This is a genomic window from Lutibacter flavus (assembly GCF_900188355.1).
Lineage (GTDB): Bacteria > Bacteroidota > Bacteroidia > Flavobacteriales > Flavobacteriaceae > Lutibacter > Lutibacter flavus.
In genome coordinates, this window is record NZ_FZNX01000002.1 from 162,162 (window position 1) to 185,568 (window position 23,407).

Genomic DNA, 23,407 nt, shown 5'->3' on the forward strand with positions numbered 1-23,407 from the left:
CTTGAATTTTTTTGACTTTCTTAAAACGTTCCACGTGGAACGTTTTAGAAATTATCTACCCATATACACCAACAAAACAGAAATATCACTCGGAGAAACTCCACTAATTCTACTTGCTTGTGAAATGGTAATTGGTTTAATTTTTGCTAATTTTTGACGTGCTTCAATTGATAACGACTTCACTTTTGTATAATCAAAATTAGATGGGATTGATACATTTTCCAGTCTGTTTAATTTATCAGCCTGATTCTTTTCTTTTGCAATATAACCTGCATACTTTACATGAACTTCCGTCTGTTCTATAATTTCATTATCTATATTATTCTCTAAAATAAAAGCTGCAACAGATGGTATTTTTTGAATGTCATGAAAGTCCAATTGTGGTCGGGCAGCAATCTTAAACATCTTCATAGATTGTGAAATAACGGCTGTATTATTATCTTCTAAAATCGGATTTATAATACCTGGAGTTACACTAGTTTCAATTAAAAACTTTACAAATAAATCTGTTTTTTCTTGCTTCTCAATTACACGATCCATTCTTTCTTTGGAAGCTAAACCTATTTCAAAAGACAAAGGAGTTAAACGTAAATCAGCGTTATCTTGCCTTAATAAAGTTCTATATTCAGCTCTAGACGTAAACATTCTATAAGGCTCTTCTGTGCCTTTTGTAATTAAATCATCTATCAAAACACCAATATAAGCCTCGTTCCTTTTAAGGATAAAAGGTTCTTTTCCCTGAACATTTAAAGCTGCATTTATACCTGCCATTAAACCTTGAGCAGCAGCTTCTTCATATCCGGTAGTTCCATTAATTTGACCTGCAAAATATAAACCCTTTATCAACTTAGTTTCTAAAGAATGGGTTAACTGAGTTGGCGGAAAATAATCGTATTCAATTGCATAACCATATCTGAAAAATTTAACGTTTTCAAATCCTGCAACTTTACGTAATGCTTTGTCTTGAATATCTTCTGGCAATGAAGTTGAAAAACCATTTACATACACCTCAACTGTATTCCAACCTTCAGGTTCAACAAATAATTGATGACGATCTTTGGTTGCAAAACGATCAATTTTATCCTCAATAGAAGGGCAATATCTTGGACCAATACTTTGTATTCTACCATTAAACATTGGCGACCTATCAAACCCAGTTCTTAACAAATCATGTACTTCTAAAGAAGTATAACTCATATAACAAGAACGTTGTTTTTCCAAAGGTTTAGTTGAAGCTAAATATGAAAATTTTTCCGGATTATCATCACCCGGTTGTTCAATCATTTTAGAATAATCAAGTGATCTTCCATCCACTCTTGGTGGAGTTCCGGTTTTCATTCTACCTGACTCAAAACCTACTTTTACCAAGTCTTCTGTAATTCCTATTGACGCACTTTCACCAGCTCTTCCTCCTCCAAAAGTTTTATCTCCAATATGAATTAGACCATTTAAAAAAGTCCCAGCAGTAATAATAACAGTCTTTGATTTTATTTCAATTCCTAAAGAAGTTTTAACACCAACTATTTTATCACCTTCAAATAATAAACCTTTAACCATGTCCTGAAAGAAATCTACCTTTTCGGTTTGCTCTAACATGTTTCTCCAAGTTTCAGCAAAACGCATACGATCACTTTGAGCTCTTGGACTCCACATTGCAGGCCCTTTAGATTTATTCAACATTTTAAATTGAATAGCCGTTTCGTCAGTTACAATTCCACTATATCCACCCAATGCATCAATTTCACGAACTATTTGACCTTTCGCAATTCCACCCATAGCCGGATTACAACTCATTTGCGCAATATTTTGCAAACTCATTGTAATAAGCAATGTTTTCGCTCCCATATTTGCACTCGCAGCTGCAGCTTCTCCACCAGCATGACCACCACCAACAACTATAACATCATAAACTGTACTAAACATAATATTTTCTATTTTGTTCCACGTGGAACACCTATTAAGACTTTAATAATTCTAAACATTTTTCTTCTTCAGAACGCATTTTACTTTTATCTTCAGCAGACTTGTCTTTAAATCCCAAATAATGTAAAATTCCGTGAATAATTACTCTATTTAACTCACTTTCAATTGTTTGGTTGAATTTTTGAGCATTTTCAATAACTCTTTCAATAGAAATAAAAATATCACCGCTTATTAACTTGCCCAACGTATAATCAAAGCTAATAATATCGGTTAAAGTATCATGTTCTAAAAATTCTTCATTCAATTTCAACAGATACCCATCATCACAAAAAATGTAATTTACTTCTCCTTCAGTAAATCCATAAGTACTAATACATTCTGAAATCCATTTTTGAATTTTCACTTCATCCTTTAGTTTGAACTCAGTTTCATAATTAAATTCAATCATACTATTGCTCAGTTTTAAAATACTCTTGTACCTTTTTTTTATAAATAGTGCGCAAAGGTAATGATTGTCTGTTTAATATTTCATTATAATTAAAATACTGATTTTGTAGTTTTAGCTTATCAATATTTCTTTTTTCAAAAGATCGAATATTTGTTTCTGATTTACGCTTTTGATCCTCACCTTGCTCCTTCATAGCCTTTTCAAGTTTTAACAACTCATAGCTAATTTCTTGCATTTTTTGGACAACAGCATTCGTAAATCCTTTTTCTAACATTTCCTTTTCCAACGCTTCCATTTTTTTAACAACATCACCAGAACCATTACCTGCCTTTTTACCATCTTCTCCCAACATTTCTTGTAATAATTCCCTCATCTCAGCCTGTTGCTTATACATCTCATAAAGTTCCCCATTCATTTTTTCTCCATCATCACCTTCTCCTTGACCTTCTCCTTTTTTTTCTCCAGATTTATCTCCTGGCTTTTCACCCTTTTTCATTCCCTCTTTCATTTTCTCTGTTAACTCACTTTGCTTTTTAATAATATCTGGAAGACTAAAACTTTTACCTTTTCCACTACCACTTCCCATTTTTGCCGAAGCATTCATCATACTTTCCAATAAATCACTTAGCTGATTTGCTAAATTATTAACTGCAGTAACAACAAAATGCTGGTTAGAGATTCCTTGGTTAATTCTGTTTTCCGAAAAATTAAACAAGGACTCATCTATATTAAAATGAGCATCACTTACCTCCTTTTGTATATCACCACCCATTTTAACCAACCGAAGAGACAACATATAAATACTATCATCTATATGTTCAAAATATTCTTTTAAAATATGTTGGTCTTTTAAATTTTCAGGGAACTTAGGATGGTTATTATCGATATTAGAAAAACTTTCTAAAACATCTTCTTGTTTAAAAGAAAACCCAATTAAATTTTCTACAATTTTTCTTAAGTCATCGATGTTCTCATCTATCGATTCGCCCTCCATCATTTCCATAGATTGCTCCATTGATTTACTCAACTGCTTCATTTTTTTTGCAGCAGATTTCTGACTTTTTTTAGCGCTCGATTTACTACTTTTATTTTGTTCTTCACTTTCTTCAGAATCTTCCTCTTTATTTAATTCTTCAAGAGCTTCATTTAAGTCTTTATCTATTTCTTCCTTTTCATCAGAATTTTCAGGCAATTTCATTGGGCGTTTTAAATCATTATTTTGCTTGTCTAATTCTTCAAAATCTTGTTTAATCTGATCAAATTCTTTGTTAATTTCTTCTTGCTTTTCTGAAGTATTTTCCTCGTCTGCTTGTTTTGTTAATTCTTCTTCCTTCTTTGCTAATTCACTAAGCTTTTCTGAAATTTGATTTGCTTTTTGTTCAACATAAAACCGTTTTGTTAATTCTAAAATACGTTCTAAACTTTGCTCATTTCGTTTGTTCTTTTTAGCAAGTTTATTTAATTTTTCTGTAAGATCCTCCTTATTTAATTTTTTTGAAAGTTCTTCTAACTCCTTCAGCATTTTTTCTTGATCCGATAATTTTTTAGTTTCTTCAATACGTTTTTTAAGGTCTTCTTTCTTTTCACTTAAATTTTTAATATCAGGTTGCTCACTCAAATTTTGCTCTAGCTGTTCAGTTTGTTTTTTAAACATTTCCTGATATTGAGATTGCCGTTTTACAAACTGTTCCAATTTTTTAGTATCATTCCAATTTATATCAGCTTTTTTTTGCAATTCATTTTTAAACTTTTCAACTTCAGAATTAGATTGTTTAGATTTTTCCAATGTTTTTGAAAAACTACTAATGGTCTCTTTTTGTTCTTTTAATAGTTCCTCTTTTAATTCTTTCTCTGTTTTATTGTAATAATTGAAAATTCTACTCTTGGTTCTCTTAGATCCATTAACTGCATCATTATCAAAAACCTCAAAATATAGTTCGTAATTTAAACCTTCATCAATTAAAATACCCTCAGGAAAAACATAATAAAAATCTGTAAATGAACCTTTTGAAATCTCAATTGGGTGTCTTTTAGGTGCAGTTGGGTTTGATTTATCATAATACACTAACTGAAGTCTTTTTAGCCCATAATCATCACTTAATTGGCCTATAAACTGAACCGGACCTCTGCTAATTGAATCAATATCCGACTTAACAATAATTTTTGGATGTTCATCAGAAACTACATCAACTTGAAAATTCAATGATTCATGATTTTTTAAATTTTCATTTGAAGATGCAATTCTATAATTTATAGTTTTAAATAATTTTTCTGAATAGCTAAAAAAATCTTTGGTGTTTTGTTTAAAACTCGTTGAATTATTATCTTCTAAAATAAACGAAATATCAGTTGCCTGATGCGTTTCTAATTGCCAGGTAATTGTGGTTCCTTGTGGCACAACCGCATTTCCAGTATTTTGAATTACTTCATTTCTTTTACCTGTATAATTTGGATAATTAACTACCATTTTTAAATTGGTAATCACTGGCGTGGCAACCATATTTATTTGATAATTTTTTGAAACAACTCCATTGGATTCAACAAAAAATTCAACGGGTTCTTTTATCCTTGTAAAATCAAATTCAAACAAACCTAAATCCACATTCTGTAGGTAATAATTCTCATTATTAAAATGAATTTTAGCATCTTCAGGCAATGTATTTCCAATTGTTTCAATATACAAGGTAAATGGTTCGCCTTCTATCACTTCTAAAGTTTCATTTAAAATTTTAAAAGAAAACGGTGCAGGTGGCTCATATGCAGTATTGTAATGCACAACTCTCGAAAAACTATCATTTAAAATTGTACTATTTCCGGTAACATAAACTAGCAGCCAAATTACAATAGGAATTAACGCATACTTAATATATTTTTTATTGCCAGAAAAATCAATGGCTTTTTTAAATGGAATTGGCTGAAGCTCTCTAGATTTTTGTTCAATACTTGCCTCAATTAAATCAGAACTGGACTCAATATTCTTTAACTGAATCATATTCAGTAGTTTATCACTAACCTCTGGAAAATGTTTTCCAATAATTTTTGAAGCATCTATTTCAGAAATACCTGTTTTTAAGCCATAAATTTTAGAAAGTGGAATAAAAATATATTTAGCCAACAGTGTTATTTCTACTAAAATAAATACCCAAAATAAAATGGTTCTAGCAAAAGGATTTAGCCATAAAAAGTATTCTATAAAAAGGGTAAAAATTAAATATAAAAAACCCATTGCAATAAACAGCAATATCCCTTTAATAAGTTCATTTTTATAGTACTTATTAATAAACTCCTTAAGTTTTGATTGTATGTTGTTAAAATTGTCCAATTCTTTATTTAATAACCTTTATAACGGCTAAAAATAATGAAAAATACTTTATAAGATTACTATTTTTTCTTTAATAGCATATAAAACAAGGCCAATACGTGTTCTAGCCTCCAACTTTTCAAATAATGCTTCTCTATAATTTTCTACAGTTTTAGGACTTAAACACATTACATCTGCAATTTCTCTATAAGTTCTTTCCGTACAAGCTAGTTTTAAAAACTCCAGCTCTCTTTCTTTAAGTTTTATGGAATTTGGATTTTCCTTCTTATTAATAGAATTTAATAATGTATTTGCAACATTTTCAGTGTAATAAAATCCGTTAGAATGCACTTCTTTTAATGCGTGTTGTAAAATTGAAGGATGAATGTCTTTTAACAAATAACCTTTTGCTCCTCCTCTTAGCATTTTTAAAATTGTTTCTTCCTCACATTCCATAGACAACGCCAAAACCTTAATTTCCGGATGGTGTTCTTTTAACCATTGTGTAGCCTCAATACCATTCATTATTGGCATTTGAATATCCATTAAAACAATTTGAGGTTTCGGTTTTTCTTCTAAAAAATAGTTGACTAACTCTTTTCCATTTCCCAAAACAGCAATTACATTAAATTCTTCAAAATTAGAAACCAATCCATTTAGGGCTTGTGAAAAAAGTAAATGATCATCTACAATAATTATATCAATTTTGCTCATAAGGGCTTTTATTTGGGACAACTAATATATAACTTAGTTCCTTTATTTTCCGAAGAAATCAACTCTATTTTTGCTCCAATTAATTCTCCTCTGCTTTTCATATTTATTAAACCAATACCGTTTTGCTTTGAGAGGTCGTTTATATCAAAACCAATTCCGTTGTCTACTGCAATAATAGTTAATAAATCAGGGTTATAATTAAGCTCAATTTCTAATTTTTCAGCTTTCGAATATTTTAGAGTGTTATTGCAAAATTCTTGTAATATTCTGAATAAAATAATTTCCTTTTCGTTAGTTAAATTATAAGGTTCATCGGTAATTATTAACTCAGCTTCCACAAAATTTAAACGATTATAGCGATCAATTTCTAGTTTAATTGAATCTAAAAGACCTTTATTTTTTATGGTTTCTGGATTTAACGACTTCGCCAAACCTCTAAGTTCCTGTAAACTTTTACTAACAATTTCACCAGTTTCAATAATTTGATTTTGTTCTTTTTCAGGCAAACTCATTTGCACCATATTCAATTGCATTTTAGCAACAGATAATAGCTGACCAACATTGTCATGTATTTCCCAACTAATGTTTTTTAAAGCTTGCTCCTGAATTTCTAATTTAGATTTAGTAATTTCTTCATCAAACCGTTGCTGAATTTCCCGTTGCTTTAATAAAAAAGCTGTTTTTTTCTGCTGAAAATATGAGAAAAAGAAAATTAAACTAACTGCTAAAATAATTACAATTATTGTAGCAATTAAAACCATTATTTGTACTTCTTTTTGTTCCAAACTTTAATTATTAAATTCTTTTTTACTTAATATAAAACCCAATATAAAACATGTATGCATTATTAAATTAAGACCCAAAGTTATATATTGAAACATCCCATAAACCGACGTATATTTAAATAATGCCATTGCAGGTAAAAATGCTATATTATATAAAAACACTCCTAATGCTATCCAAAAGAATAATGAATTTTTAAAATTTAAAATCTTATCGTTTTCCAATACTTCAGTGAAATAAATAATAACAACACCAACAACAAGTGTTTTTGCGAATAAGTTATTCTTCATTAAAGGATATTCAAATATACCAGCATAAAATAACACATTTACTAATGTAGTTATAATGAAAATTGCAACTAAAGAATAAATTATATTTCGCTTAAATTTATTTGTAACCTGACTTAATAAAAGATAAGAAACAAATAACATATTAATAATATTCCAAAGATTATAAACAACATTATTCTTTACAATTAAAATTCTGCCAACATAAACTCCAACTAATTCTGAAAAAAAAGTATAAATTAAAAAATAAAGAAATAATTTTAAATACTTATTGTGAGAAAAATTTTTATAATTGAAAACACCCACTAATATACTCGATAAATATATTAATGGGTATGTAAAAATAGGAATTGTCATAAATTTTAATTAGGATATTCCGCTGAAGGAGGATTGCCTAGTGTGCCATCATTTAATCCATTCAAATCAGGTATATCTGTACCACCTCCTTCTGGATCTCCTAAGCCATCTTTCTGCAAAGAACCACTTTTAGGTTGTGTTGGCACAAAAAACACCGTAGATAAATCTTTCTTTGATTGTTTTTTATCTGTATTGGAATAGGCGCCAAAATAAACTCTTAACCCATTTGCATCTGGAGCATTACTCTCTACATAAGCAATATAATTTTTTATTTCTTCAAGAGAGAACCAACTTGAAATAGCATCTTCTTTTTTAGGATTACCAGACTCTTTTTTGACTATTTTATTTAAATCTTTAGAGCGTGTTTTAACAAATTGTTGATTTAATTCTTTTGCTTTGTCGGGAGAAATAAGCCCCTTGGGTAAATCTAATTTCATAATTAATTAACCTTTATTAATGTTATCGATAAAGTTACTACTTTAAATTAAGGTTAAAAAATAAAAGGGGAAATATCCCCCTGCAAAACGCGGTATTCTCCTTGGTAAAAAAACCAACAGCTAACGTACTTTTGAATACTAAGTTTAACCATCATGACCGTAAGTAAAGATTTTTTTAATAAATATTTTAAACTTCTTTTTATTGTTTTTTTCGCAATAATAATTAGTCTTAATTTTTATTTATTAAATAAAGTGATTAGTAAGTCAAGCACTGTACAACGTTTTGAAAACAACATTAAGATTTAAACTTATTAAAATATAATTGTTGATTAATTCCTCACGAAGGCTCTTTCTTTGGGCGAAGACTTAGAGCTATCAAAATCAAATATTGGGTTGATTTTAAAGGCTGCTATTAAGCAGCCTTTTTTTTTGTAATAAAACTCACTTATTTACATTGATAAATTATCTTTGCACTTTAAACAGAGAAAAATGAACAATGTTAGAGTAAGATTTGCTCCAAGCCCAACTGGACCATTACATATTGGAGGTGTTAGAACAGCCCTTTTTAATTATTTATTTGCAAAAAAATACAACGGAACATTTGTTTTACGTATTGAAGATACGGATCAAACTCGTTATGTGGCAAATGCTGAACAATATATAATAGATGCATTAAACTGGTGTAATATTCCTTTTGATGAAGGGCCAAATAAAAATGAAAAATTTGGACCTTATAGACAATCAGAACGTAAAGAATTATACAAACAATACGCTGAAGAGTTAATTGTCAAAGGAAAAGCTTATTATGCATTTGATACTGCTGAAGAATTAGATTTTCATAGAAAAGATCACGAAGAAAAAGGTAAAACCTTTATTTATAACTGGCATAACAGAGCAAAATTGACAAATTCTATTTCTTTATCTGCTGAAGAAGTTGAAAAAAGAATTGCCAATGGAGCCAACTATGTAATCCGTTTTAAAATGTTTCAACCAGAAATTGATGGTGAGGATGAAACAATTTCAACTAACGATTTAATTCGTGGAAATGTATCCTTTAAAAAAGAAATTTTAGACGATAAAATTTTATTTAAAAGTGATGGAATGCCAACGTATCATTTAGCAAATATTGTAGATGATCATTTAATGGAAATTAGCCACGTAATTCGTGGTGAAGAATGGTTGCCTTCTGTTCCTTTACATATTGCATTGTATAAAGCTTTTGAATGGAAAGCTCCAGAATTTGCGCATTTACCTCTAATTTTAAAACCCGTTGGAAAAGGAAAATTGAGCAAAAGAGATGGGGATAAATTAGGCTTTCCTGTATTTCCTTTAGAATATAAAAACGAAGAAACCGGAGAAGTTTCAAGAGGTTATAAAGAGGATGGTTATTTTGCTGATGCTTTTATTAATATGCTAGCTTTATTAGGTTGGAATCCTGGAACAGAGCAAGAAATTTTTACTTTGGAAGCATTGTGCAAAACATTTAGTTTGGAGCGCGTAAGTAAAAGTGGTGCAAAATTTAATCCTGATAAAACTAAGTGGTTCAATCAGCAATATATGCTATTGAAATCTGATGAAGAATTGGCAGAACTTTACAATTCTTTATTAACTGAAAAAGGCATTTCTGCAGATAAAAAATTCACTACAAAAGTTGTTTCATTAATTAAAGAACGCGCTACATTTGTTTCCGATTTTTGGGAGTTGAGTAGTTTCTTTTTTGAAACTCCAACTGATTATGATGCAAAAGCTTCAAAGAAAAACTGGAAAGAAGATACTCCGGAATTAATGCAAGAATTAATTTCAATAATTGAAACTATTGAAGATTTTGATTCTCAGAACATTGAGAATGTGGTTAAAGAATGGATTACTTCTAAAGAAATTGGTTTTGGAAAAGTAATGCAACCTTTTAGATTAAGCTTAGTTGGAGCAATGAAAGGTCCTCACCTATTTGATATTGCAGAAATGATTGGGAAAGATGAAACCATAAGTAGAATTAATAAAGCTATTGAAACTTTATAATTTAATTGTCATTCAGAATGAAGTGATAACGAAATGAAGAATCTTAATATTAATTAAATGAAAGATTCTTCGCTAAGCTCAGAATGACAGTATTTAAATACAAAAAAGGAGCTAATTAGCTCCTTTTTTTATATCTCAATTTTTACATTGTAATCTTTTAATACATCTCTATACTTTTCAATTTCAAAATTATCAGAGCTAAATTCAATTTTACGCTCATTTCTCATTTTAATATGTTTTATAGAACGCAAAAACCTTCTAACTCCATTATTATCTGATATTATTAATCCTGGAACCTTCACTCCTTTTCCATTTTCATCTTTAGCAACCATAGAAAAATACGATGAATTACAGTGCTTAACTTCACCTGTTCTAATATTTTGAGATTCAACTCTTATACCAACAACCATAGAAGAATTTCCAACATAATTGACTTGTGCGTGCAATGTTAACAACTCACCTACTTCTATAGAATTTAAAAAATCTACTCTATTTACAGATGCTGTTACACAATAATTACCAGAAAATTTAGAGGCAGAAGCAAAGGCTGCTTTATCCATTAAAGATAGAATAAATCCACCATGAATTTTTCCACTAAAATTAGAATGTGAAGGCAGCATTAACTCTGTTAAAGTAATTTTGGATTCTTCAGGTTTTTTGAAAATTTGATCCATAAATACTATTCTGTTTTTTCAACCTTAATTATAAAATATTTGGTATCTCCTAACCAAGGAAATGTGCCAAATCGCTCTTTATATGTTAATTTTACATCTTTTCCTTGTAAATCCTGAAGCGATTTAATAACCTCTTTTTCTTTATCTTCAACTGAAAAGGTAAAAATTTGAGCTTCAGAAACACCTTGACTTATTTCTCCTTCCCAAGTTTTAAACATAATACCCTTATGACTGAATTTAACCAGTTCTCCTGCTCTATAACCTTCGCTGTATGTTATATAGTATATTACCGAAAAATAAAGCACCAAACCTAAAACTACAATTCCAATGAAACCAATTAGAAATTTTTTCATATGTTGTTATTAAGTCGGTAAATATAATAAATAAAGCAATGTGAGTTCTAATTCAAAAAAATCCGCTTCATTATTTCTTAATTGCTGCTAAAATTCGTTCAGGTGTAACTGGAATACGATTTACACGTGCGCCACAAGCATCAAAAACTGCATTTGCAATAGCACCTCCAACACAAATTATAGCTGGTTCTCCTCCACCTTGCGGCTTCGAATCCATTTTATCTCTAAAAACACATTCTATTTCAGGAGTTTTTGAAAATTTAGTTATTGTATAATTCTTAAAATTTTTCGACTTTACTTTACCTCCCACAAATTCAACGTCTTCATATAAAGCATATCCTAAACCCATAGTTAAACCACCTTCTGTTTGAACAGTTGCTCCATGTGGATTCACTACTTGTCCCATATCCTGAGCACAAACCATTTTTATTGGTGTCACTTCCCCAGTTGATTTATCAACAAATACTTCTGCTAAAATTGCAACACAAGTTCCTGCATCTTCTCCTAGTGCAATTCCATACCCATGTCCATCTTCTTTTTTCCGTGTCCAACCAAAAGTTTCAGCAGCTAGTTTTAACGTGACAATCATATCTACATTCTTCAAATTATTTAATCTGAATTCTAAAGGATCAATTCCAGCTGCTAAAGCAGTAGTGTCTATATGTGATTCTCGGGCAAACGTAGTAGAATTATTTCCTGGAGCTCTCCAGGCACCCGTTCCAAAAGGGTGAACACTTACATTGTTTAATCTATTTGTATGACTATCTCCCCTTACATTTTTTTCATTAAACATTCTTGTTCGGTTGTTTGGAACATCGTAAAAAAGTTTTGTTCCTCTAGTTCCTGCACAATAAATATCAAACTCCCATAAATTCAATTTTCCTTTATCATCAACTCCTGATTTAACATTCATTAATGCAGCTGGTCTAAACCTATCATACATAAATTCTTCTTTTCTACTCCAAACCAATTGTACTGGTTTTCCACAAGATTTAGCAATTTTAGCTGCTTCAATAGCTTGTTGGTTGTATATTTTACCACCAAAACCACCACCTAAAAATATTTGTTTGATATGTACATTTTCTAATGGAATATTTAAGGTATTTGCTAATTGCTCACGTGTACCAAAAGGTGTTTGAGATGAAACCCACATGGTAAGTTTATCCTTTTCAAAATAACAAGTTGCAGCATGTGTTTCAATTGGTGCATGCGCTTTATAACCATCTTGGTACGCAGTTTTTATTATTTTTGTTGAAGTTTTATTTCCTATTTCTAAATTTCCAGCTTCTTCATAAACGTTACTATCTTTAATATGTGCTTCTAAATATTGAAAAATACTTTCATTATCAGCTCTCGCTTCTGGTGCTTCCCAAGATACTTTTACTTTTTTAGCAGCTTTATTAGCTATTTCAGGATCAGCATGAATAACAGCTACCAAATCTTCTTCTTCAATTAGTTGAATTCCTTCAAAAGCAGCTAAACCAGATGCATCAACCTTAAGTTTTTTTGAACCATAAACTGCAGGCCTTACCACGGTAGCATACACCATGTTTGGTAGTTTAATATCTCCAGAATACATAGCTTTTCCTGTAACTTTATCAACAGCATCGGCACTTATGGTAGGTTTCCCAATAATTTTAAACTCTTTTGAAGTTTTAATTGAGGGTTTCTTACTTAAACTTTGAACAATTTTTTTTCCTTTGGTAATTTCAGCAAATGTTGTTTTTATTGTGGTATTGTTTTTAACAAAAATTACACCTTCTTCAATTGTTAATTCTTCTTTATTTACATTCAATTTTTCAGCCGCCAAATCGATTAAAATTTCACGAGCTTCTGCTGCTGCAGCACGAATAACAGGATCTGCAAAACGCGTTGTTAAAGAACCCCAGGTTCCGGCATCATAAGGGCATAATTCTGTATCACCCATAATCATATCAACCGAAGAAATTGGAACTTCTAATTCTTCAGCTAAAACCTGTGCCAAAGAAGTTATTATTCCTTGTCCCATTTCAATTTTACCAGTATAGCAATCTACCCTACCATCTTCTTTAACTCTTAAATAAGCATTAAAATTTAATTCATCTGCAGCATCATTTTGCCCCCAACCGTCTAAAAGTGAAAGTTTTCCTAAACAGAAAACAACAATAATTCCGCCGCCTAATTTCTTTAAAAATTCACGTCGGTCTAATCGAATAGGTTCATTAACATCGCTAAAATATAATTGGTCTATTTTATTTGGTTTCATATCTTAACTTTTTGGTTCATTTCTTTTGCTGCTAATTGAATTGCATCAATAATTCTATTATAAGAACCACATCTACATAAATTTTCTTCCATACCGTAAATTATTTCATCGCGTGTTGGAGTTGGGTTTTTGATTAATAAACCAAGAGCATTCATTATCATTCCTGGTGTACAAAATCCACATTGAAGGGCATCCAAGGTTACAAATGCTTTTTGAATTGGATGCAAAATTTCACCAGAAGCAAGTCCTTCAATGGTAATAATTTCTTTTCCTTCTATATCTTCTACTATAACCATACATGATCTTGTAGCTTCATTATCTATTAAAATAGTACAGGCACCACAATCTCCTAAACCACATCCAAATTTAGTTCCTGTTTTATCCAAATAAGTTCGAATTACAGTTAAAAGTGATTCATCTCCATTAACATCAACCGATACATTTTGATCGTTTAGTTTAAAACTAATAGTTTGTTTCATATCTTTTATTCTTAAATTCTATTAAAATTTAATACTAATTACTCTTATTTTATACTGTAACAAATTTAAGCATAAATTTTTATTTTAAAATTTTTAATTATTAAACAGCTAAACTGTAACATTATTAAACTTTCAACTACCTATAAGCTGAACAATGTTTTGATTTAGAAATTAAATCATTGTATCTTTAAGTCTTACATTAATCTCTAAAAAAAAATTAAAATGATTGGAACGTATGTTATTCTATTTATTGTTGTAGTTCTTATTGTATCTGGCTTGTTTACAGTAAAACAACAAACAATTGCTATTATAGAACGATTTGGTAAATTTCAAAGTACTAGAAGTCCTGGTTTACAACTTAAAGTGCCATTAATTGATAAAGTTGCTGGACGCGTTAGTTTACGAATACAGCAATTAGATGTAATTGTAGAAACTAAAACACAAGATGATGTTTTTGTACATTTAAAAATTTCAGTACAGTTTTTAATAAGACCAGATCACGTTTATGATGCTTTTTACAAACTTCAAAATCCGCATGAGCAAATTACAGCCTTTATTTTTGATGTTGTACGTGCTGAAGTACCAAAAATGATATTAGATGATGTTTTTGAAAAGAAAGAAGAAATTGCATTAGCTATACAACGAGATTTAAAACAAGCAATGCTTGATTATGGATACGATATTATAAAAGCATTAGTAACAGATATTGATCCTGATGAAAATGTAAAAATAGCCATGAACCGTATTAATGCCGCAGATCGTGAAAAAATTGCTGCACAACACGAAGGTGATGCACAACGTATTTTAATTGTTGAAAGAGCAAAAGCAGAAGCGGAAAGTAAGCGTTTACAAGGTAAAGGTATTGCAGATCAACGAAGAGAAATTGCCCGTGGTTTAGAAGAAAGTGTGGTTGTTTTGAATAGAGCTGGTATTAACAGCCAGGAAGCCTCAGCATTAATTATTATTACACAACATTACGATACTTTACAAAGTATTGGATCTGATACTAAATCTAATTTAATTTTGTTACCAAATAATCCAAATGCAGCAAGTACAATGCTTAATGATATGGTTACCAGTTTGGTTGCTGCAAATAAATTAAACGAATCGACTTTTGAAGAAACTCAAAAACCTAAAAAATAATTTAAATTTAAAGCATAAAAAAACCTGTACAAAATGTACAGGTTTTTTTTATGTAATAACAGTTTATGACCTACTTTTTATCTTCAACTTTTTTATTTTCTTCATCCTCTTCTTTAGTAGCTTTCTTAAATTCTTTAATTCCGCCTCCAAGACCTTTCATTAACTCAGGTAATTTCTTTCCACCAAACAATAACAAAATTGCAAGACCAATAATTATCCATTGCCAAGGACCAACCATTCCTAAAAATATATGTAATGCATTCATAATTTAAAATTTTGAGTTACAAAGATAGTAATTAATTAAGAACTAAACTTATCTTTTGTAAAACAGACAATTGTTTAGATTTTCATTAATAAATCAATAAAAGTTTTAATTTCTATCTTTAATTACTCCTCCAATAATTTTTTTAGTTTTAAGCACCTCTGGATTTCCTCTGTAATGGATTGTTCCACCAAAACGTACTATAGCATCTAATATTTCTGAAGCATTAACTTCAGTTCTAGCACCCGATGCAGCAACAACTATAGTTTGTTTACATTTTAGATTATAACCCTCATAAATACCTCCGGTAGTAGCTTCAATATTCTGATTTTCAGTAACGCCAGATAAATCTATAATTCCACCAGATACTGCTTTCACAGTTAAATGTCTGGTAGCTACAGCAACACTTATTTTAGCACCTTCCTGAGTTCTAACTTCCAAATGTTGTTGTTTAATTGTTTCATCTGATAAAATAGTTGCGCCCTCATTAGCATCTAAAACATCGATGTTTTCATTGTAAAAAAGAATAATTCTTAGGTCTTCAGAAGTAAAACCCTCTGGAAATTTTAAACGAATTTTTAAAACTCCATCTGAATTTTTAACAGTTACATGATCTGATTTAGCGCCTGAAATTTCAACTTTAGATTCTTTGGATTTTTGTAATTCAACCGTTAATCCATTAAATACTTTTAAGGTATTAAAATCACCTAAATTTTTTGAAATTGTTCCTTGTGCAAATGATATTGAACAAGTTAAAAATAATAGTAAAGCTAATTTTTTCATTTTTGAATAGATTTTTTATTATAACAAACTAAATAAACAATAATTGTGCCTTTTTAGTTAATTATTTCTCAATCTTTAATCTGCTTTAATTTAGTTTAGAACTATAAGTTAGCTATTACTTTTTTGAGTTTTTGTTGAATCTCACTTGCGATAGAACCTAAAGCTTCATTTTTAACAGAGCTCATAGATGCAATTGGGTCAACAGCTGATACTTCAATATCTCCATTTTCATGTGCTTCGACTATTACATTACAAGGTAAAAAGAGTCCAATTTTATCTTCGCTTTGCAAAGCTTTATAAGCAGCCCGCGGATTGCAAGCACCTAAAATTGTGTATTTTTTAAAATCTACACCAATTTTATTTTTTAAGGTTTCATCTATACTAATTTGAGTAAGTACTCCAAAACCTTCTTTTTTTAATTCCGCTGTTACAAGCTCAATTGCTTCATTGAAGCTTCTATCTTTTAGTATTTTGTTAAAATAATAGCTCATCTGTTTTTTTTATAGAGTATTAATTATTTTTCAGCCTTTCCTAATAAAGTAAAATCTAAATGTTTTCGTTCTAAATCGGTATTTTTAACTTTAATTAAAACGTGATCTCCAAGCTGATATAAATTTTTTGTTGATTGCCCAACTAAGGCATATTGGTTTTCATCATACAAATAATAATCATCTTTTATATCACGAATTCTAACCATTCCTTCACATTTGTTTTCGATAATCTCCACATAAATTCCCCATTCCGTAACACCTGAAATTACACCTTCAAACTCCTGATCTTTATGATCTTCCATATATTTCACTTGCATGTATTTTATAGAATCTCGTTCAGCTTTTGAAGCTAAATATTCCTGATTAGAAGCATGTACACATTTTTCTTCATAAGCTTCAGCTTTTGGAGATTTTCCACCTTCTAAATAATGTTGCAACAATCTATGCGTCATAACATCTGGATATCTTCTAATTGGTGAGGTAAAATGACTATAATAATCAAAAGCTAAACCGTAATGACCAATATTATCAGTTGTATAAACAGCTTTGCTCATGGTTCTAACCGCTAAAGTTTCAATCATATTTGCTTCACCGGTTCCATGAACATCTGTTAATAATTGATTTAAAGAAGATGAAGTTGTTTTTTTATCTTTTGTATCAATTACATTTTTGTATCCAAACTTACTAACTATGGTTTGTAGTTTTGCTAATTTTTCTAAATCCGGTTCATCATGAACACGATATATAAAGGTATTTTTAGATGGAACACCTTTTTTGCTTCCAATAAATTCGGCAACTTTTCGGTTTGCTAATAACATAAACTCTTCAATAAGTTTATTAGCATCTTTAGATTCTTTAAAAAAGACACCTATTGGCTCTGCTTTTTCATTTAAATTAAATTTAACCTCTACTCTATCAAAAGTAATTGCTCCCTGCTGTAATCTCTTCTTTCGAAGTTTTTTAGCAAGTTCATCTAATTGTAAAATGGCATCTACAATTTCTGGTTGCACTCTATAAGATTCTCCGGTAATTGAAACCTCTTTTGAAATAATATTACCTTTTGTTTCTATAATTTCCTGAGCTTCTTCATACGCAAAACGTTTATCAGAATAAGTTACTGTTCTTCCAAACCATTCGTTTAAAACATGCCCTTTTTCATTCATTTCAAAAACAGCAGAAAAGGTTAGTTTTTCCTCATTTGGGCGCAAAGAACAAACTCCGTTTGATAAAACTTCTGGCAACATTGGTACTACTCTATCAACTAAATAAACAGAAGTTGCACGGTCATAAGCTTCATCTTCTATTATTGTATTTTCTTTTACATAATGTGAAACATCTGCAATATGAATTCCTATTTCATAATTACCATTTTCTAATACTTCAAAAGACAACGCATCATCAAAATCTTTTGCATCTTTTGGATCTATGGTAAAGGTTAAATCTTTACGCATATCTCTTCTTTTTGCAATTTCTTCTTCAGTAATTTCAAAAGAAATTTTACTTACTTCATCTTCAACATTTTTAGGAAATTCGTAAGGTAAACCGTATTCTAATAAAATGGAGTGAATTTCAGTTTCGTGATCTCCAGGCATTCCTAAAATAGTAACTACTTCTCCAAACGGATTTTTAGAATTTGAAGGCCAATCGGTCATTTTAACTAATACTTTTACACCATCTTCTGCATTTTTTAATTTGTTTTTTGCAACAAAAATATCTGCATACATTTTAGCATCATCCGGAACTACAAAACCAAAGTTTTTATTTAGTTGTAAAACTCCCACAAATTCGGTTTTTGCTCGCTTAATAATTTCAACTACATCACCTTCTTGTTTTGTACTATTTCTTCGATTGTATAAATAAATTTTTACGGTATCTTTATCTAAAGCCCGGTTTAAATTACGAGCTGGTATGTAAATATCTTTTTCTAATTCTTCGCAAATAAAATAAGCATTTCCATTTGTAGTTGCATCTAAAGTTCCAATGTAATATTTATCCATTGGTAAAACTCTAAATTTTCCTCTATCAGCTTCTTCAACCTTTTTTTGGCCTTTTAATTCTTCTAATTTCTGAATAATTTGATTTCTTCCGTTTGCATCCGTAATATTTAATTTAGCAGCAATTTGCTTATAATTGAAACTGCTACTTGAATTTTGATTTAATAGTTTTAAAATTTTTCTAGTTAAATCCTTGATTACGTTTCCTTTCTTTTTATAATTTGATTTTTTATTTGTCATTAATTCTTTTAATTTATATACATCAAAAATACAAATAATTAAACATGAATGTGTTAAATAAATGGTATATAAAATTCAATTTGTATTTTGCTAACTATTTTAAAATTTATTTATGATTGATAAATGGTTTGTTATTATAAATCCTACTTCAGGTAATGGAACATCAAAAAAGCAATGGCCTCTTATTTTTAATGAATTAAAAAATCAACAATTTGAGTTTGAATTTTCTTTTACCGAATATGAAAAACATTCTATAAAATTAATTCAAAAAACTATAAATGAAGGATTTAAAAAATTTATTTGTATTGGTGGTGATGGTACCTTACATAATATTGTTAATGGAATATTAAGTTTAAATTCTATAAATATATCAGAAATAAAAATTGGAATAATTCCTATTGGAACTGGTAATGACTGGGTTAAAACATACCACATTCCAAAAGATTATAAGAAAGCTATTGAAATAATTAAAAATAAGTATTCAGTAAAACAAGATATTGGTAAAATAACTCTTGAAACGCTTAAAACCACTATTTACTTTAATAATTTGGCAGGAATTGGTTTTGATGGTTATGTTGTCAATAAAGTACATAACTATAAAAATTTAGGGTTTTTAGCTTATTTAACAGGAGCATTAGTAAGTTTAACCAGTTATAAAAAACCTTTATTAGAAATTTCTTTTGACAATACAATTATTAAATCTAAAACATTGATGTTATTAATTGGTTTATGTAAGTTTTCAGGAGGAGGAATGCAGTTAACAAAAAATGCCAATCCAGCAGATGGTTTATTTGATATTTCGTTTATTAAAAATATTTCACTTTTTAATATTTTAGGTAATCTTCCAGGGCTTTTTAATGGAAAAATTACCAATCATAAATTAGTTACTAATTATAAAACTTCATATTTAAAAATTAAAGTATTAGATACTATAGAAACGTATATTCAGGCAGATGGAGAATTGATAGGATCAGGAGATTTTACGGTTTCTATACTTCCAAAAGCATTAACTTTTATCGTTCCTAAAAAATAAAAGTTAAAATTTTCTTAATAAAAGTGTAACAAATGTTAAATTAATTCGTCTATTTTAACATAGAACACATTATTAATGAAACGATTATATAAAATAATTATCTTATTTCTACTTATATTTTTTATAGGAATTTTCTTCACTATAAAAAGTATAAATAGTTCTTTTTCTACTGATACTGCCGTAGAAACCGTTTCTATACCTTCAACTATTTCAAAACTTACAATTAAGTTGTAGTTATTAACATATACTATTATTATAAAAAAATATTTTTAAAAATTAAAAAAAAAATGTTTGTTATTATAGTCTGTTAATATGTACAATAAAAAGGTTGTTTTTTATTTTGAATATTCACTTATTAAAAACTACTAACATTTTATAAAAATTTAAAACCTTAATAATCATATTAATTAGTAAGGTTATAAACAATCTATTTACAGTCTTAATTAACCACTTTTTTGAATAACATTTTATGTTTATAATGTTTATAACCGTTTAAAATCTGTTCACAACTTCTTTTAAAAAATCAATAAATAAATTAGGTTAATTGATACCGGTTTTTACATTAGTTAATTCAGTTTAATTATCAAAAAAAAGTTTCCTTTTTTAAATGTAAACTTATTCACAATGTTAACTTAATGTAATGTAATTATAAATCAATGATTTAAAAATTACTATTAACAATCATATTTTTTATAGTTAATAACCTTGAATTTGTACTTTTGTAATCTAACTTATTAACAAAAACAAAAAATGGTAATTGCAATTGGTAATGATCACGCTGGTACTGAGTACAAATTCGAAATTATAAAACTTTTAGAGCATAAAGGTATAAAAGTTTTAAACTTTGGAACCGATTCTAATGGAAGTATGGATTATGCAGATGCAGTACATCCTGTTGCAAATGCTGTTGAAAATGGTGAAGCAACTTATGGTATAGTAATTTGTGGAAGTGGTAATGGCGCCCAAATGACTGCAAATAAGCACCAAGGTATAAGAGCTGGTTTGGTTTGGAATAATGAAATAGTTCAATTAATAAGACAGCATAATAATGCAAATGTGTTAGCTATACCTGCCAGGTTTGTTTCTGTTCAGCAAGCTTTAGGTTTTGTAGAAATATTTTTAAATACCGAATTTGAAGGAGGTAGACATCAAAACAGAATAGATAAAATTCCAACAACTTGTTGTTAAATAAATAGTTTTAAAAATAAACTTAAGAACTGCAATACTATAAATATTGCAGTTTTTTTATTTCATTTAATTTTAATTATTATTTTAAACTTACGTAAATTTGATACTTAATTTTATGATTTAAAAAATAATAATGAGTCATAACCATTCTCACAATCATCCAACATTATCAGGTAAAAATTTATTACTATCTATAGTTTTAAATTCTGTAATTACCGTTGCTCAACTTATTGGAGGTATTATTTCTGGTAGTTTAGCTTTAATTTCTGATGCAGTTCATAATTTTTCAGATGTTATATCATTAATAATTAGTTACGGAGCAAATCTTTTAGCAAATAAAAAAAAGCAAACAAAAGAGTATACTTTTGGGTATAAACGTGCAGAAATAATTGCAGCATTTATAAATGCAGCTTCGTTAATTGGGATTGCTTTTTTTTTGGCTTTTGAAGCTATTAAACGACTTTTTGAAGACCAACATGAGATTAAAAGTGATTTAGTTATTTGGCTAGCAATTTTAGGAATTGCAGTAAATGGTTTTAGTGTTTTATTATTAAAAAAAGACGCTAAGAATAACCTAAATATGAAGGCTGCCTATTTACATTTATTAGCGGATATGTTAACTTCTGTAGCTGTTTTAATAGGTGGTTTATTAATGAAATTTTATCATATATATTGGATTGACGCACTGTTAACACTACTAATTTCTACATATTTAATTTATATGAGTTGGAGTATTTTTACTACTTCATTAAAAATATTAATGCTTTTTGCACCAAAACATATAAAAATAGATGAAGTTGCTAAGGAGGTTTTAACTTTTAAAGGAATTAAAAATATTCATCATGTTCATATTTGGCAATTAAATGATCACGACTGTCATATCGAAGCTCATTTAGAATTTAGAGAAAATATAAAATTGAGCGATTTTGATAGTATTTGCGAGCAAGTTGAAAAAATGTTGTTAGATAAATTTCATATAACGCATTGTAATTTTCAACCAGAATTTAAAAGAGATGATTTAAAAGAAATTATTATTCAAGATTAATTATGTTACATGTAATAACAAAAAAATTCTCAGATTTATCTGCAGATGAATTGTATGCAATATTACAATTACGAAGCGAAGTTTTTGTGGTTGAACAAGATTGTGTGTACCAGGATATTGATTATAAAGATCAAAAAGCAATTCATGTTTTAGGTTATAAAAACAAAAAATTAGTCGCTTATACTCGTATTTTTAAACCAGGAGATTATTTTAATGAAGCTAGTATTGGTAGGGTAGTTGTAACTAAAAATGAACGTAAATTTGGATACGGACATATAATTATGAAATACTCTATTGAAGCAATAAAAAGTTTTTTTGATGAAAAAGTTATAAAAATCTCTGCTCAAAAATATTTAAAAGAATTTTATGAATCCCACGAATTTATTCAAGTTGGAAAAGAATATTTAGAAGATGGAATTCCTCACATTGCAATGGTTAAATTTTAAAACTACTTAAAAAACTGTTACTTATTAATGAATAATTCTAAAGTTAAAATAAATAGCATTAAGAATTTAGCTAATGATCACTACAAATTAGACAAAGTAAACTTTGATTACCAAACCAAAGATGGAACTTGGCAAAACCAAAGTAGAGAAAGTTACGATAGAGGAGATGGAGCTTGTATTTTACTATATAATTCAGATAAAAAAACGGTTATTTTAACCAAACAATTTAGAATGCCAAGTTATTTAAATGAAAATGAAGATGGAATGATGATTGAAGTTTGTGCAGGTTTATTAGATGAAGATGATCCAATAACTTGCATAAAAAAAGAAGCTGAAGAAGAAACAGGTTATAAAATTACAGAGCCTAAAAAAGTATTTGAATTATACTCTACTCCGGGTGCTGTAACTGAAAAAATTCATTATTTTATTGCAGAATATAGCGATTCTATGAAAATTAGTGATGGTGGTGGAATTGAAGATGAAACTGAAGAGATAGAAGTTTTGGAATTTAGCTTTAAAGAAGCATTTAACATGATATCTACAGGAGAAATTTGTGATGCTAAAACTGTTATTTTACTCCAATACGCACAAATTAACAATCTTATACACAGTATTTAAACCAAATCCGTTGGTGTAAGAACATCAACATAAAAACAACTTGGGTAAAAAGCACTTCCGAGGCTATTTTTGATCCTTGGGGAAACAATAGTTAGGTGGAGCGAATAGAACCAGCTGAAATAATTAGTGGAATTACAGAATTAT

Annotated in this window: 22 protein-coding genes; 7 read left to right on the forward strand and 15 right to left on the reverse strand. The window is 29.1% G+C overall.

Features of this window, described 5'->3' with window-relative positions; genetic code table 11:
* Positions 1–51 precede the first annotated feature (51 nt).
* From mnmG to CHB63_RS06880, 7 genes are read right to left on the reverse strand one after another with little or no spacing between them, the layout of a single operon-like run.
* On the reverse strand, positions 52–1,923 hold the full coding sequence (gene mnmG / locus CHB63_RS06850; protein WP_089377716.1) for a tRNA uridine-5-carboxymethylaminomethyl(34) synthesis enzyme MnmG: 1,872 nt from the start codon (positions 1,921–1,923) through the stop codon (positions 52–54).
* A gap of 34 nt (positions 1,924–1,957) precedes the next feature.
* On the reverse strand, positions 1,958–2,371 hold the full coding sequence (gene ybeY, locus CHB63_RS06855) for an rRNA maturation RNase YbeY (protein WP_089377717.1): 414 nt from the start codon (positions 2,369–2,371) through the stop codon (positions 1,958–1,960).
* Between the two features lies 1 nt (position 2,372).
* Positions 2,373–5,693, reverse strand: coding sequence for a DUF4175 family protein (locus CHB63_RS06860; protein ID WP_089377718.1), 3,321 nt, complete (start codon positions 5,691–5,693; stop codon positions 2,373–2,375).
* Positions 5,694–5,741: 48 nt separating this feature from the next.
* Positions 5,742–6,386, reverse strand: coding sequence for a response regulator transcription factor (locus CHB63_RS06865; RefSeq protein ID WP_089377719.1), 645 nt, complete (start codon positions 6,384–6,386; stop codon positions 5,742–5,744).
* A gap of 8 nt (positions 6,387–6,394) precedes the next feature.
* Positions 6,395–7,171: a sensor histidine kinase gene (locus CHB63_RS06870; RefSeq protein WP_141107279.1), complete on the reverse strand. Its 777-nt coding sequence runs from the start codon at positions 7,169–7,171 to the stop codon at positions 6,395–6,397.
* Positions 7,172–7,174: 3 nt separating this feature from the next.
* Entirely contained in the window at positions 7,175–7,813 is a 639-nt protein-coding gene (locus CHB63_RS06875) for a hypothetical protein (RefSeq protein ID WP_141107280.1), read from the reverse strand.
* Between the two features lie 5 nt (positions 7,814–7,818).
* Positions 7,819–8,250: a hypothetical protein gene (locus CHB63_RS06880; RefSeq protein WP_089377722.1), complete on the reverse strand. Its 432-nt coding sequence runs from the start codon at positions 8,248–8,250 to the stop codon at positions 7,819–7,821.
* 489 nt (positions 8,251–8,739) lie between these two features.
* On the opposite strand from CHB63_RS06880, the gene gltX reads away from it, so the two are divergent.
* Positions 8,740–10,269 (forward strand): glutamate--tRNA ligase, encoded by a 1,530-nt coding sequence (gltX, locus tag CHB63_RS06885; protein WP_089377723.1) that lies wholly within the window; start codon positions 8,740–8,742, stop codon positions 10,267–10,269.
* 128 nt (positions 10,270–10,397) lie between these two features.
* On the opposite strand, the gene CHB63_RS06890 is transcribed toward gltX, so the two are convergent.
* The 4 genes from CHB63_RS06890 to CHB63_RS06905 form a co-directional block, all read right to left on the reverse strand.
* Positions 10,398–10,943 carry an acyl-CoA thioesterase gene (locus CHB63_RS06890; protein WP_089377724.1) on the reverse strand — a complete coding sequence of 182 codons (546 nt, stop codon included), beginning with the start codon at positions 10,941–10,943 and terminating at the stop codon, positions 10,398–10,400.
* A 5-nt stretch (positions 10,944–10,948) separates the two neighbouring features.
* Positions 10,949–11,296, reverse strand: coding sequence for a 6-phosphogluconate dehydrogenase (locus tag CHB63_RS06895; RefSeq protein WP_089377725.1), 348 nt, complete (start codon positions 11,294–11,296; stop codon positions 10,949–10,951).
* 70 nt (positions 11,297–11,366) lie between these two features.
* Positions 11,367–13,541, reverse strand: coding sequence for a xanthine dehydrogenase family protein molybdopterin-binding subunit (locus CHB63_RS06900; RefSeq protein WP_089377726.1), 2,175 nt, complete (start codon positions 13,539–13,541; stop codon positions 11,367–11,369).
* Entirely contained in the window at positions 13,538–14,020 is a 483-nt protein-coding gene (locus CHB63_RS06905; protein ID WP_089377727.1) for a (2Fe-2S)-binding protein, read from the reverse strand. The genes CHB63_RS06900 and CHB63_RS06905 overlap by 4 nt, the downstream gene beginning before the upstream one ends.
* Positions 14,021–14,242: 222 nt before the next feature.
* Here CHB63_RS06905 and CHB63_RS06910 point away from each other — a divergent pair, with 222 nt between their 5' ends.
* Positions 14,243–15,163 (forward strand): SPFH domain-containing protein, encoded by a 921-nt coding sequence (locus CHB63_RS06910; RefSeq protein WP_176420293.1) that lies wholly within the window; start codon positions 14,243–14,245, stop codon positions 15,161–15,163.
* A gap of 70 nt (positions 15,164–15,233) precedes the next feature.
* Here CHB63_RS06910 and tatA read toward each other — a convergent pair whose 3' ends face one another.
* The 4 genes from tatA to rnr form a co-directional block, all read right to left on the reverse strand.
* Positions 15,234–15,428: a twin-arginine translocase TatA/TatE family subunit gene (tatA, locus tag CHB63_RS06915; RefSeq protein ID WP_089377728.1), complete on the reverse strand. Its 195-nt coding sequence runs from the start codon at positions 15,426–15,428 to the stop codon at positions 15,234–15,236.
* 105 nt (positions 15,429–15,533) lie between these two features.
* Positions 15,534–16,208, reverse strand: coding sequence for a head GIN domain-containing protein (locus CHB63_RS06920; protein ID WP_089377729.1), 675 nt, complete (start codon positions 16,206–16,208; stop codon positions 15,534–15,536).
* A 101-nt stretch (positions 16,209–16,309) separates the two neighbouring features.
* Positions 16,310–16,699 carry a DUF302 domain-containing protein gene (locus tag CHB63_RS06925; protein WP_089377730.1) on the reverse strand — a complete coding sequence of 130 codons (390 nt, stop codon included), beginning with the start codon at positions 16,697–16,699 and terminating at the stop codon, positions 16,310–16,312.
* A gap of 23 nt (positions 16,700–16,722) precedes the next feature.
* On the reverse strand, positions 16,723–18,933 hold the full coding sequence (gene rnr / locus CHB63_RS06930; RefSeq protein ID WP_089377731.1) for a ribonuclease R: 2,211 nt from the start codon (positions 18,931–18,933) through the stop codon (positions 16,723–16,725).
* A 112-nt stretch (positions 18,934–19,045) separates the two neighbouring features.
* Between rnr and CHB63_RS06935 the strand changes: the two genes are divergently transcribed.
* From CHB63_RS06935 to CHB63_RS06955, 5 genes are all read left to right on the forward strand, one after another.
* Entirely contained in the window at positions 19,046–19,966 is a 921-nt protein-coding gene (locus tag CHB63_RS06935; RefSeq protein ID WP_089377732.1) for a diacylglycerol/lipid kinase family protein, read from the forward strand.
* A gap of 750 nt (positions 19,967–20,716) precedes the next feature.
* Positions 20,717–21,154, forward strand: a complete 438-nt coding sequence (rpiB, locus tag CHB63_RS06940; RefSeq protein WP_089377733.1) for a ribose 5-phosphate isomerase B — start codon at positions 20,717–20,719, stop codon at positions 21,152–21,154.
* 133 nt (positions 21,155–21,287) lie between these two features.
* Positions 21,288–22,199: a cation diffusion facilitator family transporter gene (locus CHB63_RS06945; protein WP_089377734.1), complete on the forward strand. Its 912-nt coding sequence runs from the start codon at positions 21,288–21,290 to the stop codon at positions 22,197–22,199.
* A 2-nt stretch (positions 22,200–22,201) separates the two neighbouring features.
* The gene (locus CHB63_RS06950; RefSeq protein ID WP_089377735.1) at positions 22,202–22,645 is read left to right on the forward strand and encodes a GNAT family N-acetyltransferase; all 444 of its coding nucleotides are present in this window, start codon (positions 22,202–22,204) and stop codon (positions 22,643–22,645) included.
* Between the two features lie 27 nt (positions 22,646–22,672).
* Positions 22,673–23,263 carry an NUDIX domain-containing protein gene (locus CHB63_RS06955; protein WP_089377736.1) on the forward strand — a complete coding sequence of 197 codons (591 nt, stop codon included), beginning with the start codon at positions 22,673–22,675 and terminating at the stop codon, positions 23,261–23,263.
* Positions 23,264–23,407: the final 144 nt, after the last annotated feature.

Coding starts and splice junctions, on each gene's coding strand:
- mnmG (WP_089377716.1), bottom strand. CDS start 1,923: ATGTTTAGTACAGTTTATGATGTTATAGTTGTTGGTGGTGGTCATGCT.
- ybeY (WP_089377717.1), bottom strand. CDS start 2,371: ATGATTGAATTTAATTATGAAACTGAGTTCAAACTAAAGGATGAAGTG.
- CHB63_RS06865 (WP_089377719.1), bottom strand. CDS start 6,386: ATGAGCAAAATTGATATAATTATTGTAGATGATCATTTACTTTTTTCA.
- CHB63_RS06875 (WP_141107280.1), bottom strand. CDS start 7,813: ATGACAATTCCTATTTTTACATACCCATTAATATATTTATCGAGTATA.
- CHB63_RS06880 (WP_089377722.1), bottom strand. CDS start 8,250: ATGAAATTAGATTTACCCAAGGGGCTTATTTCTCCCGACAAAGCAAAA.
- gltX (WP_089377723.1), top strand. CDS start 8,740: ATGAACAATGTTAGAGTAAGATTTGCTCCAAGCCCAACTGGACCATTA.
- CHB63_RS06890 (WP_089377724.1), bottom strand. CDS start 10,943: ATGGATCAAATTTTCAAAAAACCTGAAGAATCCAAAATTACTTTAACA.
- CHB63_RS06895 (WP_089377725.1), bottom strand. CDS start 11,296: ATGAAAAAATTTCTAATTGGTTTCATTGGAATTGTAGTTTTAGGTTTG.
- CHB63_RS06900 (WP_089377726.1), bottom strand. CDS start 13,541: ATGAAACCAAATAAAATAGACCAATTATATTTTAGCGATGTTAATGAA.
- CHB63_RS06905 (WP_089377727.1), bottom strand. CDS start 14,020: ATGAAACAAACTATTAGTTTTAAACTAAACGATCAAAATGTATCGGTT.
- CHB63_RS06910 (WP_176420293.1), top strand. CDS start 14,243: ATGATTGGAACGTATGTTATTCTATTTATTGTTGTAGTTCTTATTGTA.
- tatA (WP_089377728.1), bottom strand. CDS start 15,428: ATGAATGCATTACATATATTTTTAGGAATGGTTGGTCCTTGGCAATGG.
- CHB63_RS06920 (WP_089377729.1), bottom strand. CDS start 16,208: ATGAAAAAATTAGCTTTACTATTATTTTTAACTTGTTCAATATCATTT.
- CHB63_RS06925 (WP_089377730.1), bottom strand. CDS start 16,699: ATGAGCTATTATTTTAACAAAATACTAAAAGATAGAAGCTTCAATGAA.
- rnr (WP_089377731.1), bottom strand. CDS start 18,933: ATGACAAATAAAAAATCAAATTATAAAAAGAAAGGAAACGTAATCAAG.
- CHB63_RS06935 (WP_089377732.1), top strand. CDS start 19,046: ATGATTGATAAATGGTTTGTTATTATAAATCCTACTTCAGGTAATGGA.
- rpiB (WP_089377733.1), top strand. CDS start 20,717: ATGGTAATTGCAATTGGTAATGATCACGCTGGTACTGAGTACAAATTC.
- CHB63_RS06945 (WP_089377734.1), top strand. CDS start 21,288: ATGAGTCATAACCATTCTCACAATCATCCAACATTATCAGGTAAAAAT.
- CHB63_RS06950 (WP_089377735.1), top strand. CDS start 22,202: ATGTTACATGTAATAACAAAAAAATTCTCAGATTTATCTGCAGATGAA.
- CHB63_RS06955 (WP_089377736.1), top strand. CDS start 22,673: ATGAATAATTCTAAAGTTAAAATAAATAGCATTAAGAATTTAGCTAAT.